16 protein-coding genes are annotated in these 15,785 nt (G+C 71.7%); 15 read left to right on the plus strand and 1 reads right to left on the minus strand.

The window, feature by feature from the left end:
• Window positions 1–8: 8 nt before the first annotated feature.
• The 9 genes from IF89_RS0119935 to nusB all read left to right on the plus strand — a co-directional run bounded on the left by IF89_RS0119935 (window position 9) and on the right by nusB (window position 6,732).
• Window positions 9–221: a hypothetical protein gene (locus IF89_RS0119935; RefSeq protein ID WP_158717893.1), complete on the plus strand. Its 213-nt coding sequence runs from the start codon at window positions 9–11 to the stop codon at window positions 219–221.
• A 133-nt stretch (window positions 222–354) separates the two neighbouring features.
• Window positions 355–1,539 carry a chorismate synthase gene (gene aroC, locus IF89_RS0119940; RefSeq protein WP_030769622.1) on the plus strand — a complete coding sequence of 395 codons (1,185 nt, stop codon included), beginning with the start codon at window positions 355–357 and terminating at the stop codon, window positions 1,537–1,539.
• Window positions 1,536–2,054 (plus strand): shikimate kinase, encoded by a 519-nt coding sequence (locus IF89_RS0119945; RefSeq protein ID WP_030769625.1) that lies wholly within the window; start codon window positions 1,536–1,538, stop codon window positions 2,052–2,054. The genes aroC and IF89_RS0119945 overlap by 4 nt, the downstream gene beginning before the upstream one ends.
• A complete protein-coding gene (gene aroB / locus IF89_RS0119950) occupies window positions 2,051–3,142 on the plus strand; it encodes a 3-dehydroquinate synthase (RefSeq protein ID WP_030769628.1) in 1,092 nt (363 codons plus the stop codon). Before IF89_RS0119945 ends, aroB begins: the two co-directional genes overlap by 4 nt.
• Window positions 3,139–3,579, plus strand: a complete 441-nt coding sequence (aroQ, locus tag IF89_RS0119955; protein WP_030769631.1) for a type II 3-dehydroquinate dehydratase — start codon at window positions 3,139–3,141, stop codon at window positions 3,577–3,579. The genes aroB and aroQ overlap by 4 nt, the downstream gene beginning before the upstream one ends.
• Window positions 3,580–3,671: 92 nt before the next feature.
• Window positions 3,672–4,454, plus strand: coding sequence for an AAA family ATPase (locus IF89_RS0119960; RefSeq protein ID WP_030769634.1), 783 nt, complete (start codon window positions 3,672–3,674; stop codon window positions 4,452–4,454).
• Between the two features lie 108 nt (window positions 4,455–4,562).
• A complete protein-coding gene (locus tag IF89_RS0119965) occupies window positions 4,563–5,669 on the plus strand; it encodes an aminopeptidase P family protein (protein WP_030769638.1) in 1,107 nt (368 codons plus the stop codon).
• A 59-nt stretch (window positions 5,670–5,728) separates the two neighbouring features.
• Window positions 5,729–6,295, plus strand: coding sequence for an elongation factor P (gene efp / locus IF89_RS0119970; protein ID WP_030769641.1), 567 nt, complete (start codon window positions 5,729–5,731; stop codon window positions 6,293–6,295).
• Between the two features lie 2 nt (window positions 6,296–6,297).
• Window positions 6,298–6,732, plus strand: coding sequence for a transcription antitermination factor NusB (gene nusB / locus IF89_RS0119975; protein WP_030769644.1), 435 nt, complete (start codon window positions 6,298–6,300; stop codon window positions 6,730–6,732).
• A gap of 176 nt (window positions 6,733–6,908) precedes the next feature.
• Here the strand turns inward: nusB and bldD are convergent, their stop codons facing one another.
• Window positions 6,909–7,409, minus strand: coding sequence for a transcriptional regulator BldD (gene bldD / locus IF89_RS0119980; RefSeq protein ID WP_030026184.1), 501 nt, complete (start codon window positions 7,407–7,409; stop codon window positions 6,909–6,911).
• A gap of 288 nt (window positions 7,410–7,697) precedes the next feature.
• Between bldD and pyrR the strand changes: the two genes are divergently transcribed.
• The 6 genes from pyrR to carB all read left to right on the plus strand — a co-directional run bounded on the left by pyrR (window position 7,698) and on the right by carB (window position 15,698).
• Entirely contained in the window at window positions 7,698–8,273 is a 576-nt protein-coding gene (gene pyrR / locus IF89_RS0119985; protein ID WP_030769648.1) for a bifunctional pyr operon transcriptional regulator/uracil phosphoribosyltransferase PyrR, read from the plus strand.
• Window positions 8,274–8,380: 107 nt separating this feature from the next.
• Complete coding sequence (locus IF89_RS0119990; RefSeq protein WP_030769651.1) at window positions 8,381–9,370, plus strand: aspartate carbamoyltransferase catalytic subunit; 990 nt, start codon at window positions 8,381–8,383, stop codon at window positions 9,368–9,370.
• 2 nt (window positions 9,371–9,372) lie between these two features.
• Complete coding sequence (locus IF89_RS0119995) at window positions 9,373–10,659, plus strand: dihydroorotase (RefSeq protein ID WP_030769654.1); 1,287 nt, start codon at window positions 9,373–9,375, stop codon at window positions 10,657–10,659.
• Window positions 10,656–11,237: a hypothetical protein gene (locus IF89_RS0120000; RefSeq protein ID WP_030769657.1), complete on the plus strand. Its 582-nt coding sequence runs from the start codon at window positions 10,656–10,658 to the stop codon at window positions 11,235–11,237. Before IF89_RS0119995 ends, IF89_RS0120000 begins: the two co-directional genes overlap by 4 nt.
• The gene (carA, locus tag IF89_RS0120005) at window positions 11,234–12,397 is read left to right on the plus strand and encodes a glutamine-hydrolyzing carbamoyl-phosphate synthase small subunit (protein ID WP_030769660.1); all 1,164 of its coding nucleotides are present in this window, start codon (window positions 11,234–11,236) and stop codon (window positions 12,395–12,397) included. The genes IF89_RS0120000 and carA overlap by 4 nt, the downstream gene beginning before the upstream one ends.
• A complete protein-coding gene (gene carB / locus IF89_RS0120010) occupies window positions 12,390–15,698 on the plus strand; it encodes a carbamoyl-phosphate synthase large subunit (protein WP_030769662.1) in 3,309 nt (1,102 codons plus the stop codon). The genes carA and carB overlap by 8 nt, the downstream gene beginning before the upstream one ends.
• The last annotated feature ends 87 nt before the right edge of the window (window positions 15,699–15,785 follow it).

The following is a 15,785-nucleotide window of genomic DNA, read 5'->3' on the forward strand; positions in this document are numbered from 1 at the left end:
ATCCGCGCATGTACAGGGGGATGGACGGGATGGACGGAACGGACACCGGGCAGGGACTCGCGTCGAAGTGGGACATCCCCTTCGTGCTGCTCGGCGCCATCAGGGTGGCCTTCGGCGACCTGCCGGTCTGGGCCAAGGCCCTGGTGCTCGCGGCGGTGGGTTCCCTGGGCGTGTGGACGGCGATCACCTGGCTCCGGGCGCGCCGCAGCCGGGTCCTGTGACCACCAGGGCGTCCGCCAGCTGGAACGGGGCCCGTGGAACCGGTCCGGACGTGGGAGGATTCGGGTGAGGCGGGTCCGGGCCGCGCACCCGATCGCGCCGTCGCAGTACCAGGCGCGAGCATGAGGAGCATCGTTGAGCAGGTTGCGTTGGCTGACCGCAGGAGAGTCGCACGGACCGGCACTGGTCGCGACGCTGGAGGGCCTTCCCGCCGGCGTCCCGGTCACGACCGAGCTGGTGGCCGATCACCTGGCCCGGCGCCGGCTCGGCTACGGCCGCGGTGCCCGCATGAAGTTCGAGCAGGACGAGATCACCTTCCTCGGCGGTGTCCGCCACGGCCTGTCCCAGGGCGGCCCGGTCGCGATCATGATCGGCAACACCGAGTGGCCCAAGTGGGAGACCGTCATGTCGGCCGACCCGGTCGACCCCTCGCTGCTCAAGGACACCGGCCGCAACGCGCCGCTGACCCGGCCGCGCCCCGGCCACGCCGACCTCGCGGGCATGCAGAAGTACGGCTTCGACGAGGCCCGGCCGATCCTGGAGCGCGCCAGCGCCCGTGAGACCGCCGCCCGCGTGGCCCTCGGCGCCGTCGCCCGCTCCTTCGTCAAGGAGGTCGCCGGCATCGAGATCGTCTCCCACGTGGTGGAGCTGGCCGCGGCCAAGGCGCCCTACGGTGTCCTCCCGACCCCCGCCGACGTCGACAAGCTCGACGCCGACCCGGTGCGCTGCCTCGACGCCGACGCGTCGAAGGCGATGGTCGCGGAGATCGACCAGGCCCACAAGGACGGCGACACCCTCGGCGGCGTCGTCGAGGTCCTGGCCTACGGCGTGCCGGTCGGACTCGGCTCCCATGTCCACTGGGACCGCCGTCTCGACGCCCGCCTCGCCGCCGCCCTCATGGGCATCCAGGCCATCAAGGGCGTCGAGGTCGGCGACGGCTTCGAGCTCGCCCGCGTGCCCGGCTCGAAGGCGCACGACGAGATCGTCTCCACCCCCGAGGGCATCAAGCGCACCTCCGGCCGCTCCGGCGGCACCGAGGGCGGCCTGACCACCGGCGAGCTGCTGCGCGTACGGGCCGCGATGAAGCCCATCGCGACCGTCCCGCGCGCCCTCGCCACCGTCGACGTCGCCACCGGCGAAGCGGCCGTCGCCCACCACCAGCGCTCCGACGTGTGCGCCGTGCCCGCCGCCGGCATCGTCGCCGAGGCGATGGTCGCCCTGGTGCTGGCCGACGCGGTCGTGGAGAAGTTCGGCGGCGACTCGGTCCCCGAGACCCGCCGCAACGTCCGGTCCTACCTCGACAACCTGCAGATCCGGTGACGGCCGGACCGCTCGTCGTCCTCGTCGGGCCCATGGGGTCCGGCAAGTCCACGGTGGGGGCGCTGCTGGCCGCACGGCTCGGCGTCCCCTACCGGGACACCGACGCGGACATCGTCACGGCCCAGGGCCGGCCGATCTCCGACATCTTCGTCGACGAGGGCGAGCCGTACTTCCGCGAGCTGGAACGGCAGGCCGTCGCGGCCGCCGTCGCCGAGCACACCGGAGTCCTCGCCCTCGGCGGCGGCGCCGTCCTCGACGAGGGCACCCGCGCGCTGCTGGCCGGCCGGCCCGTCGCCTACCTCTCGATGGACGTCGAGGAGGCCGTTCGGCGCGTGGGCCTCGGCGCCGCGCGCCCGCTGCTCGCCGTCAACCCGCGCCGACAGTGGCGCGAGCTGATGGAGGCCAGGCGCCCCCTCTACACCGAAGTCGCCCGCGTCGTCGTGGCCACCGACGACCGCACCCCCGAAGAGGTCGCCCAGGCGGTCCTCGACGCTCTGGAGTTGAAGGACGTATGACAGACCAGGTGACGCGGATCCACGTCGGCGCGAGCGCCGGCCACGACGCGTACGACGTGCTGGTCGGCCGGCAGCTGCTCGGGGAGCTCGGCTCCCTGATCGGCACGCGGGCCCAGCGGGTCGCCGTGATCCACCCCGAGGCCCTCGCCTCGACCGGCGAGGCGTTGCGCGACGACCTCGCCGACCAGGGCTACGAGGCGATCGCCATCCAGGTGCCCAACGCCGAGGAGGCCAAGACGGCCGAGGTCGCCGCGTACTGCTGGAAGGCACTCGGCCAGTCCGGCTTCACCCGCACCGACGTCGTCGTCGGCGTCGGCGGCGGCGCCACCACCGACCTCGCGGGCTTCGTCGCCGCCACCTGGCTGCGCGGCGTGCGCTGGGTCGCCGTCCCGACCACCGTCCTGGCGATGGTGGACGCGGCCGTCGGCGGCAAGACCGGCATCAACACCGCCGAGGGCAAGAACCTCGTGGGCGCCTTCCATCCGCCGGCCGGCGTGCTCTGCGACCTGGCCGCGCTGGAGTCGCTGCCCGTCAACGACTACGTCAGCGGCCTCGCCGAGATCATCAAGGCGGGCTTCATCTCCGACCCGGTGATCCTCGACCTGATCGAGGAGGACCCGCAGGCGGCCCGTACGCCCGCCGGTCCGCACACCGCCGAGCTGATCGTGCGCTCCATCCGGGTCAAGGCCGACGTCGTCTCCAGCGACCTCAAGGAGTCCGGACTCCGCGAGATCCTCAACTACGGCCACACCCTCGCGCACGCCATCGAGAAGAACGAGCGCTACAAGTGGCGGCACGGCGCGGCCGTGTCGGTCGGCATGGTCTTCGCCGCCGAACTCGGCCGGCTCGCCGGCCGCCTCGACGACGCGACCGCCGACCGGCACAAGGAGGTCCTCGCCTCCGTCGGGCTGCCGCTGACCTACCGCGGAGACCAGTGGCCCAAGCTGCTCCAGACCATGCAGGTCGACAAGAAGTCCCGCGGCAACCTGCTGCGCTTCATCGTCCTCGACGGCCTGGGCAAGCCCACCGTCCTGGAGGGCCCCGACCCGGCGCACCTGATCGCCGCCTACGGCGAGGTGTCGGCGTGAGCCGCCCCGTCCTCGTGCTGAACGGCCCGAACCTGGGCCGGCTCGGCTCGCGCGAGCCCGACGTGTACGGGGCCACCTCGTACGCGGGGCTGGTCGAGAGCTGCCGGGCGCTGGGCGAGGAGCTCGGCTTCGACGTCGAGGTCCGCGAGACCAACGACGAGGGCGAGCTCATCCGCTGGCTGCACGAGGCGGCGGACGGCAAGATCCCCGTGGTCATCAACCCGGGGGCCTTCACCCACTACTCGTACGGCATGCGGGACGCGGCCGCGCAGCGCACGGCGCCGCTGATCGAGGTGCACATCTCGAACCCGTACGCACGCGAGGAGTTCCGGCACACCTCGGTCATCGCGGCCGTGGCGACCGGGACCGTGGCCGGCTTCGGGATCGGCTCCTACCGGCTGGCGCTGCGCGCACTGGCGGACGAGATCGACTCCTGACACACCCGCCCGGCGGCCTGGTGGACGGCCGGGCCCCCGCGGTCATATAACGTTCTCGCATCAGTCGCAGGAACGAGACGGAGTGGCAGCGGATGCACCAAGGAGTGGGTGGCGGGGCCTGGGGGCAGCCGGGGCAGCGTCCTGCGGCGCCCCCGCAGCCGCCTATACCCCCGGCGCAGGGCTGGCCGGGTGCCCACCCGCCGCCGTCCCAGCAGCAGGCCCCGTCCCACCACCAGGTCCCGGCACCACCCCCGGGCGTGCCCGGGCCGGAGACGACCGGGCACATCCCGCTGCCGCCCGCGGTGGCGGGGACCGGCGGCGCCGTGCTCGCCGTCCTGCTGATCGGCCCCGCCGGCGCGGGGAAGACCACCGTGGCCCGGCACTGGGCCAGCACCCGCCCGGTGCCGACCGCGCACATCAGCCTCGACGACGTGCGCGAGTGGGTCTGCTCCGGCTTCGCCGACCCGCAGGCCGGCTGGAACGAGCACTCCGAGGCCCAGTACCGGCTCGCCCGCCGCACCTGCGGCTTCGCGGCCCGCAACTACCTGGCCAACGGCATCTCCTGCATCCTCGACGACGCCGTCTTCCCCGACCGGCCCGTGGTGGGCCTGGGCGGCTGGAAGCGGCACGTGGGCCCGGCCCTGCTGCCGGTCGTGCTCCTGCCCGGCCTGGAGATCGTCCTGGAGCGCAACGCCGAGCGCTCCGGCAACCGCCGGCTCTCCGACGAGGAGGTCGCCCGCATCCACGGCCGGATGGCCGGCTGGTACGGATCGGGCCTGCCGATAATCGACAACTCCCACCTCGACGTCGAAGGCACCGCCCGCGCCCTGGACGAAGCCCTGGCCAGGGCCCTTCCGGCGCCCAGCGGCTGGTAGCGGCCCGCCGCGCGTCCGGGGGAGGGGCCCGCCGCGCCGTGCCGTACCGCGCCCCGTCCGGACGCGCTCGCCGGGCCGGATCCGCGGGGCGCTCGTAGGCTCGAAGACATGTCAGACGTGTACGCCGCCCGTCGGGGCCTGCTTCGCGACCGATGCGCCGCCGCGGGGAACGCCGCTGCGCTGATCACGCGTCCGGCGAACGTCCGCTACCTCTCCGGGGCGTCACCGCTCGGCGCCGTCCTGCTCGTCGGACCCTCCGATGACGTCATGTTCTGCGCCGGCGCCCCCACCGGCGAGGCCGACGAGGGCCGCCTCGACGAACACCTCCGGGTCACCGTGCTGTCCGGCCGCGGCGGGGACCCCGCCGTGGCGGCGGCCGACGCCGCCTCCTCCGTGCGGGCCGACTCGCTCGCCGTCGAGGAGCACCACCTCACCGTCGCCCGGCACCGGGCGCTGCGCTCCGTCGCGCCCGCACTGCGCCTCGCCGACCTCGGGACCGCCGTCGAGCAGCAGCGCCTCGTCAAGGACGAGGGGGAGATCGCCTGCCTGCGGATCGCCGCCGAGATCGCGGACCAGGCCCTGGGCGAGCTGCTGGAGTCCATCCTGGTCGGCCGCACCGAACGCCACCTGGCGCTGGAGCTGGAGCGGCGGCTCGTCGACCACGGCGCGGACGGCCCGGCCTTCCCGACCTCCGTCGGCACCGGCCCGCACTCGGGCCGCTCCCGGCACCGGCCCTCCGACCGCAGGGTGGAGGAGGGGGACTTCCTCTCCGTCTGCCTGGGCGCCAACTACCGCGGATACCGCTGCGAGATCGGCCGGACCTTCGTCATCGGCACCACCCCGGCCGACTGGCAGATCGAGCTCTACGACTGCGTCTTCACCGCCCAGCGCGCGGGCCGCGAGGCGCTGTTGCCGGGGGCCGCCTACCGGGAGGTGGACCACGCGGCCCGGTCCGTGCTGGACTCCGCGGGGCACGCGGAAGCCCTCGCTCCATGGACGGGACACGGTGTCGGCCTCGAAATCGACGAGGACCCGCAGCTTGCACCTACGGCAATGGGTAAACTGGACGCTTGCGTGCCGGTCACCGTCGAACCGGGGGTTCACCTCCCCGGCCGGGGAGGTGTCCGGATCGATGACACGCTCGTCGTACGCCCCGAGGCGGACGGCGGTCCCGAGCTACTCACCATTACGACCAAGGAGCTGCTCGCGCTCTAGCCCGCACTGCCGGGTCGTGCGCGCACCCGTGGTCTTCCAGTGCAGGAGATTCCGCAACCGTGGCTTCCACGAACGACCTCAAGAACGGCATGGTGCTCAAGCTCGACGGTGACCAGCTCTGGTCCGTCGTCGAGTTCCAGCACGTCAAGCCCGGCAAGGGCCCGGCCTTCGTGCGCACCAAGCTCAAGCACGTGCTCTCCGGCAAGGTCGTCGACAAGACCTTCAACGCCGGCACGAAGGTCGAGACGGCCACCATCGACCGCCGTGACATGCAGTTCTCGTACATGGACGGCGAGTACTTCGTCTTCATGGACATGCAGACCTACGACCAGCTGATGGTCGACCGCAAGGCCGTCGGCGACGCCGCCAACTTCCTCATCGAGGGCTTCACCGCCTCGGTCGCGCAGCACGAGGGCGAGGTGCTCTACGTGGAGCTCCCGGCCGCCGTCGAGCTCGTCATCGAGCACACCGACCCGGGCGTCCAGGGCGACCGCTCCACCGGCGGCACCAAGCCGGCGCGCCTGGAGACCGGCCACGAGATCCAGGTCCCGCTCTTCGTCACCACCGGCGAGAAGATCAAGGTCGACACCCGCACCAGCGACTACCTCGGCCGGGTGAACAGCTAACCGTGGCTGCCCGGAGCAACGCGCGCAAGCGCGCCTTCCAGATCCTTTTCGAGGCCGACCAGCGCGGGGTGTCCGTCCGCGAGGTCCTCGCGGACTGGATCCGCCACGCGCGGTCGGACGAGCGGCAGCCGCCGGTCAGCGCCTTCACGATGGACCTCGTCGAGGGTTACGCCGACAAGGTGAACCGCATCGACGACCTGATCGTCACCTACGCCGTGGACTGGGACCTCGACCGCATGCCGGCCGCGGACCGGAACATCGTGCGGCTCGGCGCCTACGAGCTGATCTGGGTGGACGACACCCCGGACGCCGTGGCCATCGACGAGGCCGTCCAGCTGGCCAAGGAGTTCTCGACGGACGAGTCCCCCTCGTTCGTCAACGGGCTGCTGGCCCGTTTCAAGGACCTGAAGCCGAGCCTGCGGCGCAGCGAGAGCTGACCGCACGCGGCCGCCCGGCGGCGGCAGCACCGGCACCGCCCTACGGAAGGGCCCGCAGCACAGGCTGCGGGCCCTTCCGTACGGCGGCGCCGCCCGAAACGAAAAACCGGTGGGTGCCGGACCCGCAAAGGGCCCGGCACCCACCGGTAAACGTTTCTGCTGGGGAAGTCGGAGGATCAGACGTCCTCGTGCGCCACCGCGCGTCGGGCGTCCGCATCCAGCACGCCCCAGCTGATGAGCTGCTCGGTCAGGACCGAAGGCGACTGGTCGTAGATGACGGCCAGGGTGCGCAGGTCGTCCTGGCGGATCGACAGCACCTTGCCGTTGTAGTCGCCGCGCTGGCTCTGGATCGTCGCCGCATAACGCTGCAGCGGGCCGGCCTTCTCGGCGGGGACGCCCGCCAGGCGCTCCAGGTCGAGGCGCAGCTTCGGCGGCGGCTCCGCCGCTCCGCCGGGAGTCGTGCCCGGCAGCAGTTCCTGCACCGGCACCCCGTAGAAGTCCGCCAGTTCGGCGAGGCGCTGGACGGTCACGGCGCGGTCCCCGCGCTCGTACGACCCGACCACCACGGCCTTCCACCGGCCCTGCGACTTCTCCTCGACACCGTGGAGGGAAAGGCCCTGCTGGGTGCGGATGGCGCGGAGCTTGGCCCCGAGCTGTTTGGCGTATTCGCTGGACATAACGCTCCCGGACGCTGTGACGCTGTGACTGCGATGGACACTGCGACTACGTAACTACGTGCGGCTCCGCCGCGCGGCTGGTAACTCACTGTGAGGTTACGCAGCGTTACTTGGGTGCGTCAAGCCGAATGGTCACCGTCCCCCCGCGAGGGCGTCGGTCGCGGCCCCGTGGGCGCCCCCGCCGCGACCCCGGGTGCCGGGCCACCCCCTGCGCCCTGGTAACGTGGCAGACGTACATCAGACGTCCTTTAAGGTCCGTCCCGTGAGGCGGAGAAGGAGGTCCTTTTCATGGACGCCCAGCAGAACGCCGAGTCCGCGCGCCCCGTACTGGAGCCGCAGGACATCGCCCGGGTCCTGACCCGCATCGCCCACGAGATCGTCGAACGCGCCAAGGGCGCCGACGACGTGGTGCTCCTCGGCATCCCCACCCGCGGCGTGTACCTGGCCCGCCGGCTGGCCGCCAAGCTCGAAGGCATCACCGGTACGAAGATCCCGGTCGGCTCCCTCGACATCACCATGTACCGCGACGACCTGCGGATGAAGCCCGCCCGCGCGATCGGCCGCACCGAGATCCCCGGCGACGACCTCGACGGGCGCCTGGTCGTCCTCGTCGACGACGTGCTCTTCTCCGGCCGCACCATCCGCGCCGCGCTCGACGCCCTCGGCGACCTCGGCCGCCCCCGCGCCGTCCAGCTCGCGGTCCTCGTCGACCGGGGCCACCGCGAACTGCCGATCCGTGCCGACTACGTCGGCAAGAACCTCCCCACGTCGCTGCGGGAGACCGTCAAGGTCCAGCTCCAGGAGGAGGACGGCCGTGACGCCGTGCTGCTCGGCCAGCGGACCGCCCAGGCAGCAGGGCAGTAGCCCACCCCGACGACGGACCCCCGCCGGGTCCGCGCCGAGCCCTGCCCTGCCCGCACCCCCGCACGTCCGTCCGCCTGCATGCCCTCCCGACCTACGGAGCCATCCAGATGAAGCGCCACCTCATCTCGGCCGCCGATCTCACGCGCGACGACGCCGTCCTGATCCTCGACACCGCCGAGGAGATGGCCCGCGTCGCGGACCGGCCGATCAAGAAGCTGCCCACCCTGCGCGGCCTCACCGTCGTCAACCTCTTCTTCGAGGACTCCACCCGCACCCGGATCTCCTTCGAGGCGGCCGCCAAGCGGCTCTCCGCGGACGTCATCAACTTCTCCGCCAAGGGCTCCTCGGTTTCCAAGGGCGAATCCCTGAAGGACACCGCGCTGACCCTGGAGGCGATGGGTGCCGACGCCGTCGTCATCCGCCACCACGCCTCCGGCGCCCCCTACCGGCTCGCGACCTCCGGCTGGATCGACTCCGCCGTCGTCAACGCCGGCGACGGCACCCACGAGCACCCCACGCAGGCCCTGCTGGACGCCTTCACCATGCGCCGCCGCCTGGTCGGCCGCGACGCCGGCCTCGGCAAGGACCTCTCCGGCCGCCGCATCACCATCGTCGGCGACGTCCTGCACAGCCGCGTCGCGCGCTCGAACGTCCACCTGCTGCACACCCTCGGCGCCGAGGTCACCCTGGTGGCCCCGCCCACGCTGGTCCCGATCGGCGTCGAGAGCTGGCCGTGCGAGGTCTCGTACAGCCTCGACGACGTGCTGCCGAAGTCCGATGCGGTGATGATGCTCCGTGTGCAGCGCGAACGCATGAACGCCGCCTTCTTCCCGACCGAGCGCGAGTACTCCCGCCGGTACGGCCTCGACGGCGACCGCATGGCCCGCATGCCCGAGCACGCCATCGTGATGCACCCCGGCCCCATGAACCGCGGCATGGAGATCACCGCCCAGGTCGCCGACTCCGACCGCTGCACCGCCGTCGAGCAGGTCGCCAACGGCGTGTCCACCCGGATGGCCGTCCTCTACCTGCTGCTCGGAGGCTCCGAGCCCGCCGTCACCACCACCCCCGCCGCCCGCACCGAGGAGAGCAAGTAACCATGAGCAAGATCCTTATCCGTGGCGCGAAGGTACTCGGCGGCGAGGCGCAGGACGTCCTGATCGACGGCGAGACCATCGCGGAGGTCGGCACCGGCCTGTCCGCCGAGGGCGCGACCGTCATCGAGGCCGAGGGCCAGGTCCTCCTCCCCGGACTCGTCGACCTGCACACCCACCTGCGCGAGCCCGGCCGCGAGGACTCCGAGACCGTCCTCACCGGCACCCGCGCCGCCGCCTCCGGCGGCTACACCGCCGTCTTCGCCATGGCGAACACCTTCCCGGTCGCCGACACCGCCGGCGTCGTCGAGCAGGTGTGGCGCCTGGGCAAGGAGTCCGGCTACTGCGACGTGCAGCCCATCGGCGCCGTCACCGTCGGCCTGGAGGGCAAGCAGCTCTCCGAGCTGGGCGCGATGCACGAGTCCGCCGCCCGCGTCACCGTCTTCTCCGACGACGGCAAGTGCGTCGACGACGCCGTGATCATGCGCCGCGCGCTGGAGTACGTGAAGGCCTTCGGCGGCGTCGTCGCCCAGCACGCCCAGGAGCCCCGCCTCACCGAGGGCGCCCAGATGAACGAGGGCGTGGTCTCCGCCGAGCTCGGCCTCGGCGGCTGGCCCGCGGTCGCCGAGGAGTCGATCATCGCCCGCGACGTCCTCCTCGCCGAGCACGTCGGCTCCCGCGTCCACATCTGCCACCTCTCCACCGCCGGCTCGGTCGAGATCGTCCGCTGGGCCAAGTCCCGCGGCATCGACGTCACCGCCGAGGTCACCCCGCACCACCTGCTCCTCACCGACGAGCTCGTCCGCACCTACAACGCGGTCTACAAGGTCAACCCGCCGCTGCGCACCGAGCGCGACGTCATGGCCCTGCGCGAGGCCCTCGCCGACGGCACGATCGACATCGTCGCCACCGACCACGCCCCGCACCCCCACGAGGACAAGGACTGCGAGTGGGCCGCCGCCGCCATGGGCATGGTCGGCCTGGAGACCGCCCTCTCCGTCGTCCAGCAGACGATGGTCGAGACCGGACTGCTCGACTGGGCGGGCGTCGCCGAGCGGATGTCCTTCGCCCCGGCGCGCATCGGCGGCCTGGAGAACCACGGCCGTCCCGTCTCGGCAGGTGAACCCGCGAACCTGACCTTGGTCGATACCTCGTACCGTGGTGTCGTGGACCCCGCACACTTCGCCTCCCGGAGCCGCAACACGCCCTACGAGGGCCGTGAGCTCCCGGGACGCGTCACCTACACCTTCCTGCGGGGCCGGGCAACGGTCGTGGACGGGAAACTGGCGTGACACCTGCAGTGATCCAACTGGCCGCCGAGGCCGCCGAACGACAGTCGGCGGAGGTGACCGAAGTCGGCGCCCGCATCGCGTGGGTGATCGGCCTGGTCGTCTTCATCGCGTTCGTGTACTGGCTGATGCGGCAGGGCTGGAAATGGCGAGGGGCCTTGCAGAGCGATCTGCCCGAGCTCCCTGCCGCCCCCGACGGCCTGCCGGAACACCGGCTGGCCCTCACCGGGCGCTACCACGGCTCCACCACCGCCGGGCAGTGGCTCGACCGGATCGTCGCCCACGGTCTGGGCGTCCGCAGCAGGGTCGAGCTGACCCTCACCGACGCGGGCCTCGACGTGGTCCGACCGGGTGCAGGCGACTTCTTCGTACCGGCCGCGCAGCTGCGCGGCGCCCGCCTCGACAAGGGAATCGCGGGCAAGGTACTCACCGAGGGCGGTCTGCTCGTCGTCACCTGGGCGCACGGCGACAAGCTGATCGACTCCGGATTCCGCTCCGACCGCGCGGCCGAGCACGCCGCCTGGGTCGAAGCCATCAACCTCATGAACCCATCCATCACGACGGAAGGCGCCGAACGATGACGACCTCCACCAGGGGAGCAGCCAAAGCTCCCGCCGTACTCGTCCTGGAGGACGGCCGCATCTTCCGCGGCCGCGCCTACGGCGCAGTGGGGGAGACCTTCGGCGAGGCCGTGTTCTCCACCGGCATGACCGGCTACCAGGAGACCCTCACCGACCCGTCGTACCACCGGCAGGTCGTCGTCATGACCGCCCCCCACGTGGGCAACACCGGCGTCAACGACGAGGACCCCGAGTCCTCCCGCATCTGGGTCTCCGGCTACGTCGTGCGCGACCCCGCACGCGTCCCCTCCAACTGGCGCTCCCGGCGCACCCTCGACGAGGAGCTCGTCCGGCAGGGCGTCGTCGGCATCTCCGGTATCGACACCCGCGCCCTGACCCGCCACCTGCGCGAGCGCGGCGCCATGCGCGTCGGCATCTTCTCCGGCGAGGCCTGGGTGGGCATCCGCGACGAGGCCCTGCTGGCCAAGGTCCGCTCCCAGCCCGAGATGAAGGGCGCGAACCTCTCCGCCGAGGTCGCCACCAAGGAGACCTACGTCGTCCCGGCGATCGGCGAGAAGCGCTTCACCGTCGCCGCCGTCGACCTCGGCATCAAGGGCATGACCCCGCACCGCATGGCCGAGCGCGGCATCGAGGTCCACGTCCTGCCCGCCACCGCCACCGTCGAGGACGTCTACGCGGTCCGGCCCGACGGGGTGTTCTTCTCCAACGGCCCCGGCGACCCCGCCACCGCCGACCACGCCGTCTCCGTCATGCAGGGCGTCCTGGAGCGCAGGACCCCGCTCTTCGGCATCTGCTTCGGCAACCAGATCCTCGGCCGCGCCCTCGGCTTCGGCACCTACAAGCTGAAGTACGGCCACCGCGGCATCAACCAGCCGGTCCAGGACCGCACCACCGGCAAGGTCGAGGTCACCGCGCACAACCACGGTTTCGCCGTCGACGCGCCCCTCGACAAGGTCTCCGAGACCCCTTACGGCCGCGCCGAGGTCTCCCACGTCTGCCTGAACGACAACGTCGTGGAAGGCCTGCAGCTGCTCGACCGGCCGGCCTTCTCCGTCCAGTACCACCCCGAAGCGGCCGCCGGCCCGCACGACGCCGCGTACCTCTTCGACCGCTTCACGTCTTTGATGGAAACCGCCCTGATGGAGGCCGAGCGTGCCTAAGCGCACCGATATCCAGTCCGTCCTGGTCATCGGCTCCGGCCCGATCGTCATCGGCCAGGCCGCGGAGTTCGACTACTCCGGTACCCAGGCCTGCCGCGTCCTCAAGGCCGAGGGCCTGCGCGTCATCCTGGTCAACTCCAACCCGGCGACGATCATGACCGACCCGGAGATCGCCGACGCCACGTACGTCGAGCCGATCACCCCCGAGTTCGTCGAGAAGATCATCGCCAAGGAGCGCCCCGACGCGCTGCTCCCCACCCTCGGCGGCCAGACCGCGCTGAACACCGCCATCTCCATGCACGAGCAGGGTGTGCTGGAGAAGTACGGCGTCGAGCTCATCGGCGCCAACGTCGAGGCCATCAACAAGGGCGAGGACCGCGACCTCTTCAAGGGCGTCGTCGAGGCCGTCAAGGCCAAGATCGGCTACGGCGAGTCCGCCCGCTCGGTGATCTGCCACTCGATGGAGGACGTCCTCAAGGGCGTCGAGACCCTCGGCGGCTACCCCGTCGTCGTCCGCCCCTCCTTCACCATGGGCGGCGCCGGCTCCGGCTTCGCCCACGACGAGGACGAGCTGCGCCGCATCGCCGGCCAGGGCCTCACGCTGTCCCCGACCACCGAGGTGCTCCTGGAGGAGTCCATCCTCGGCTGGAAGGAGTACGAGCTGGAGCTGATGCGCGACACCAAGGACAACGTGGTCGTCGTCTGCTCCATCGAGAACTTCGACCCGATGGGCGTCCACACCGGCGACTCCATCACCGTCGCCCCCGCCATGACGCTCACCGACCGCGAGTACCAGCGGCTGCGCGACATCGGCATCGCGATCATCCGCGAGGTCGGCGTCGACACCGGCGGCTGCAACATCCAGTTCGCGATCGACCCGGTCGACGGCCGCGTCATCGTCATCGAGATGAACCCGCGCGTCTCGCGCTCCTCGGCGCTCGCGTCGAAGGCCACCGGCTTCCCGATCGCCAAGATCGCTGCCAAGCTGGCCATCGGCTACACGCTCGACGAGGTCCCCAACGACATCACCGAGAAGACGCCGGCCTCCTTCGAGCCGACCCTCGACTACGTCGTCGTCAAGGCCCCGCGCTTCGCCTTCGAGAAGTTCCCGGTCGCCGACGCCACCCTCACCACCACCATGAAGTCGGTCGGCGAGGCCATGGCCATCGGCCGCAACTTCACCGAGGCCCTCCAGAAGGCCCTGCGCTCCCTGGAGAAGAAGGGCTCGCAGTTCACCTTCGTCGGCGAACCCGGCGACAAGGACGAACTCCTCGCCACCGCCGTGCGCCCCACCGACGGCCGCATCAACACCGTCATGCAGGCCATCCGCGCCGGCGCCACCCAGGAGGAGGTCTTCGCGTCCACGAAGATCGACCCCTGGTTCGTCGACCAGCTCTTCCTGATCAAGGAGATCGCCGACGAGCTCGCCGGCGCCGAGAAGCTGGAGCCCGAGCTGCTCGCCGAGGCCAAGCGCCACGGCTTCTCCGACGCCCAGATCGCCGAGATCCGCGGTCTGCGCGAGGACGTCGTCCGCGAGGTCCGCCACGCCCTCGGCGTCCGCCCGGTCTACAAGACCGTCGACACCTGCGCCGCCGAGTTCGCCGCCAAGACCCCGTACTTCTACTCCTCCTACGACGAGGAGTCCGAGGTCGCCCCGCGCACCCGGCCCGCGGTGATCATCCTGGGCTCCGGCCCGAACCGCATCGGCCAGGGCATCGAGTTCGACTACTCCTGCGTCCACGCCTCCTTCGCCCTCAGCGACGCCGGCTACGAGACCGTGATGGTCAACTGCAACCCGGAGACCGTCTCCACCGACTACGACACCTCCGACCGCCTGTACTTCGAGCCGCTGACGCTGGAAGACGTGCTGGAGATCGTCCACGCCGAGTCCCTGGCCGGCCCCATCGCCGGCGTCGTCGTCCAGCTCGGCGGCCAGACCCCCCTCGGCCTCGCCCAGGCCCTCAAGGACAACGGCGTGCCCGTCGTGGGCACCTCCCCGGAGGCCATCCACGCCGCCGAGGACCGCGGCGCCTTCGGCCGCGTCCTCGCCGAGGCCGGCCTGCCCGCCCCCAAGCACGGCACCGCCACCACCTTCGCCGGCGCGAAGGCGATCGCCGACGAGATCGGCTACCCGGTCCTGGTGCGCCCGTCCTACGTGCTCGGCGGCCGCGGCATGGAGATCGTCTACGACGAGGCCCGCCTGGAGTCGTACATCGCGGAGTCCACCGAGATCTCCCCGACCCGCCCCGTGCTGGTCGACCGCTTCCTCGACGACGCCATCGAGATCGACGTCGACGCCCTCTACGACGGCCACGAGCTCTACCTCGGCGGCGTCATGGAGCACATCGAGGAGGCCGGCATCCACTCCGGCGACTCGGCCTGTGCCCTGCCCCCGATCACCCTCGGCGGCTTCGACATCAAGCGCCTGCGCGCCTCCACCGAGGCCATCGCCCAGGGCGTCGGCGTCCGCGGCCTGATCAACATCCAGTTCGCCATGGCGGGCGACATCCTCTACGTCCTGGAGGCCAACCCGCGCGCCTCCCGGACCGTGCCCTTCACCTCGAAGGCCACCGCCGTCCCGCTCGCCAAGGCCGCCGCCCGCATCTCGCTCGGCGCGACCATCGCCGAGCTGCGCGAGGAGGGCCTGCTCCCGAAGACCGGCGACGGCGGCACCCTGCCGATCGACGCGCCGATCTCCGTCAAGGAGGCCGTCATGCCGTGGTCGCGCTTCCGCGACATCCACGGCCGCGGCGTGGACACCGTCCTCGGCCCGGAGATGCGCTCGACCGGTGAGGTCATGGGCATCGACGCCGTCTTCGGCACCGCCTACGCCAAGTCCCAGGCCGGCGCCTACGGCCCGCTGCCGACCAAGGGCCGCGCCTTCATCTCCGTCGCCAACCGCGACAAGCGTTCGATGATCTTCCCGGCGCGCGAGCTCGTCGCCCACGGCTTCGAGCTGATGGCCACCTCCGGCACCGCGGAGGTCCTGCGCCGCAACGGCATCAATGTCACCGTGGTGCGCAAGCTCAGCGAGGGCGAGGGCCCGAACGGCGAGAAGACCGTCGTCCAGCTGATCCACGACGGCCAGGTCGACCTGATCGTCAACACCCCGTACGGCACCGGCGGCCGCCTCGACGGCTACGAGATCCGCACGGCCGCCGTGGCGCGCGGCGTCCCGTGCCTGACGACGGTCCAGGCGCTCGCCGCGGCCGTCCAGGGCATCGACGCGCTGAACCGCGGCGACGTGGGCGTCCGCTCCCTCCAGGAGCACGCGGAGCAGCTGACCGCGGCCCGCGACTAGCAGCCCGTCCGCAAGGGGGGCACCGGCGAGAGCGACCGGTGTCCCCCCTTTCATGGGGTCCTTCCGAGCGCACAAGGGATGCAAGGG

This window comes from Streptomyces sp. NRRL F-2664 (assembly GCF_000719345.1).
Lineage (GTDB): Bacteria > Actinomycetota > Actinomycetes > Streptomycetales > Streptomycetaceae > Streptomyces.

Excerpts from the sequence above, each read along its gene's own strand:
- IF89_RS0119935 (WP_158717893.1), top strand. The coding sequence starts at position 9 with ATGTACAGGGGGATGGACGGGATGGACGGAACGGACACCGGGCAGGGA.
- aroB (WP_030769628.1), top strand. The coding sequence starts at position 2,051 with ATGACAGACCAGGTGACGCGGATCCACGTCGGCGCGAGCGCCGGCCAC.
- IF89_RS0119960 (WP_030769634.1), top strand. The coding sequence starts at position 3,672 with ATGCACCAAGGAGTGGGTGGCGGGGCCTGGGGGCAGCCGGGGCAGCGT.
- IF89_RS0119965 (WP_030769638.1), top strand. The coding sequence starts at position 4,563 with ATGTCAGACGTGTACGCCGCCCGTCGGGGCCTGCTTCGCGACCGATGC.
- bldD (WP_030026184.1), bottom strand. The coding sequence starts at position 7,409 with ATGTCCAGCGAATACGCCAAACAGCTCGGGGCCAAGCTCCGCGCCATC.
- pyrR (WP_030769648.1), top strand. The coding sequence starts at position 7,698 with ATGGACGCCCAGCAGAACGCCGAGTCCGCGCGCCCCGTACTGGAGCCG.
- IF89_RS0119990 (WP_030769651.1), top strand. The coding sequence starts at position 8,381 with ATGAAGCGCCACCTCATCTCGGCCGCCGATCTCACGCGCGACGACGCC.
- IF89_RS0119995 (WP_030769654.1), top strand. The coding sequence starts at position 9,373 with ATGAGCAAGATCCTTATCCGTGGCGCGAAGGTACTCGGCGGCGAGGCG.
- carA (WP_030769660.1), top strand. The coding sequence starts at position 11,234 with ATGACGACCTCCACCAGGGGAGCAGCCAAAGCTCCCGCCGTACTCGTC.